Below are 2627 nucleotides of genomic sequence, written 5' to 3' on the forward strand. Positions count from 1 at the left end.
GTGCGGGGGGAGGACACGGGCGTTCCTGGGCATGCGGAAGAAGCTGAGAACGGGGGGGAGGGGCGCAGGCCGTCGACGGACAGGAACGAGCGCGCGGGCAATTTGTATCAAGCACGCGGAGACCCGAAGAAGCGCGGGGGGTGTGATCCGGGACACTCTTCGGTTTAGGGTGCGGGAAGCCGGGTAAACGGCCCCGGTTTCTCGGGTGAAAGCACTGTTAGCGCCAGTGCACCGCGCCCCCTGCCGTCGGTGCCGTCGCCTCGATCTTCGCCCGGATCTCGCGCATGACGGCCACGATCCGCTCCTCGTGCTCCGGCGTCAGCCGGGCCACCGGCACCGAGCAGCTGACGGCGTCCTGGGCGGGGGCGTCGTACCGCAGCGCGAACCCGAACCCGACGATCCCGGGCACGCCCTCCTCCCGGTCGACCGAGTGGCCGCGCGCCCGCACCTCCGCCAGGTCGGCCGCGAGGGATGCCCGGGTGGTGTGGGTACGGGGCGTCAGGGCCCGGTACGGCCCCTGCGGGAGCAGGCCGTCGGGGCGTTCGGCGAGCAGCGCCTTGCCCAGGGCGCACGCGTGCGCGGGGAGCCGGCGCCCGACCCTGCTGATCGTGCGCAGGTACTCGTGCGACTCCCGGGTCGCCAGATAGGCCACGTCCGCGCCGTCCAGCCGGCCCAGGTGGATCGTCTCGCCCAGCGCGTCCGACGCCTCGTCCAGGCAGGGCCGTACGAGCCGTACGCGCGGGTCGGAGTCGAGGTAGCCGGTGCCGGTCAGCAGGGCGCGGATGCCGATGCCGTAGAGCGAGCCGGTGATGTCCGTGCGCACCCAGCCGCGCGAGATCAGCGTCTGCAGCAGGGCGTACATCGAGCTGCGGGGGACGCCGAGTTCGTCCGCCAGCTCCTGGAGCCGCGCCGGGCGGTCGCCGCGCGCGGAGAGCAGTTCCAGCAGCTCGACCGTGCGTGCGGCCGACTTCACCTCGCGGACACCGCCGCCGCCTGACTCGGGCATGAGGAGATGGTAGTGCGGGGTCCGGCCCGGGCCGCTATCTTCATACGGGAACGTCGTCTACGCAGGGAGACAGACGGGATGACCGTGGGGGATGCCGTGTCCCGTGACGACCTCCGGATCGCCCGGGTGGCGCTGACACCCGTGCTCGTCGCCGACCCGCCGCTGCTCAACACCCAGGGCGTGCACCAGCCCTACACCCCCCGGCTGATCGTGGAAGTGATCACCGAGGAGGGCATCACCGGGCTCGGGGAGACCTACGGCGACACCAAGTACCTGGACCTCGCCCGCCCCCTCGCCGCGCTGCTGCGCGGCCACCGCGTCGACGATCTCAACGGCCTGTCCCGCCTCGCCGACCGGCTCGCCGTGGACGCCGCGCGGGTGGACGGAGCGGTTGACGTCGGCGGACTGCGCGGCGTGCAGACCGCGGACAAGCTGCGGCTGTCCGTCGTCTCCGCCTTCGAGGTCGCCTGCCTCGACGCCCTCGGCAAAGCCCTCGGCCTGCCGGTGCACGCCCTGCTCGGCGGCAAGGTGCGGGACGCCGTCGAGTACAGCGCCTACCTGTTCTACAAGTGGGCGGACCACCCCGCGGGCGTCGCCGCCGAGCCCGACGACTGGGGCGCCGCCCTCGACCCGGCGGGCATCGTGGCCCAGGCGCGCCGCTTCACGGAGCGGTACGGGTTCGCCTCGTTCAAGCTCAAGGGCGGCGTCTTCCCGCCGGACCAGGAGATCGCCGCCGTCCACGCCCTCGCCGACGCCTTCCCCGGGCAGCCGCTGCGGCTCGACCCCAACGGCGCCTGGTCCGTGCCGACCTCGCTGAAGGTGGCCCGCGAGCTGGCGGACGTCCTGGAGTACCTGGAGGACCCCACGACCGGTACGGCCGCCATGGCCGAGGTCGCCGCGGGCACCGCCGTGCCGCTCGCCACCAACATGTGCGTGACGACGTTCGCCGAGATCAAGGAGGCCTTCACCCGGGACGCCGTCCAGGTGGTCCTCTCCGACCACCACTACTGGGGCGGACTGCGCCGCACCCAGCAGCTCGCCGCCGTCTGCCGGGCCTTCGGCGTCGGCGTGTCCATGCACTCCAACACCCACCTCGGCATCTCCCTCGCCGCGATGACCCACGTGGCGGCCACCGTGCCCGGCCTCAACCACGCCTGCGACTCCCACTACCCCTGGCAGTCCGAGGACGTCCTCACCGCACGCCTGGCCTTCGAGGAGGGCGCCGTGCGCGTCCCCGACGCCCCCGGGCTCGGCGTGGAGCTGGACCGCGACCGGCTGGCCTTCCTGCACGGCCGCTGGGCGCGGGACGACGGCACGCTGCGGGACCGGGACGACGCGGCGGCGATGCGCGTCGCCGAGCCGGGGTGGCAGGCGCCGCGCGGCCCCCGCTGGTAGTGGGGCAGGGGAGGGCGGGACGTACTTGACTTGGTCGAGTAGTCCCGGGGGGAAGGGGAGACGCGCCGTCAGTGCCGTGGTGCACACTGGCCTGACCCGCACCACGTTCAGGGAGTGCACCGTGAACGCGTCCGCCGCCTCCACCGCCTCCGCCGTGACGGCCCTCGCCCACGGGAAGGGCCGCGCCGCCCAGATCGACCCGCTCGCCGCGCTGCGCGCCGCCGGC

Annotated in this window: 2 protein-coding genes; one reads left to right on the forward strand and one right to left on the reverse strand. The window is 73.6% G+C overall.

All coding sequences use genetic code 11. The annotated features are described in order from the left end of the window. Positions 1-217: 217 nt before the first annotated feature. Positions 218-1006, reverse strand: coding sequence for an IclR family transcriptional regulator (locus CCN42_RS15945; RefSeq protein ID WP_086736377.1), 789 nt, complete (start codon positions 1004-1006; stop codon positions 218-220). A 78-nt stretch (positions 1007-1084) separates the two neighbouring features. Here CCN42_RS15945 and CCN42_RS15950 point away from each other — a divergent pair, with 78 nt between their 5' ends. Then, positions 1085-2401 (forward strand): glucarate dehydratase family protein, encoded by a 1317-nt coding sequence (locus CCN42_RS15950; protein ID WP_086736378.1) that lies wholly within the window; start codon positions 1085-1087, stop codon positions 2399-2401. The last annotated feature ends 226 nt before the right edge of the window (positions 2402-2627 follow it).

Source organism: Streptomyces glaucescens (genome assembly GCF_002154375.1).
Classification (GTDB): Bacteria; Actinomycetota; Actinomycetes; order Streptomycetales; family Streptomycetaceae; genus Streptomyces; species Streptomyces glaucescens.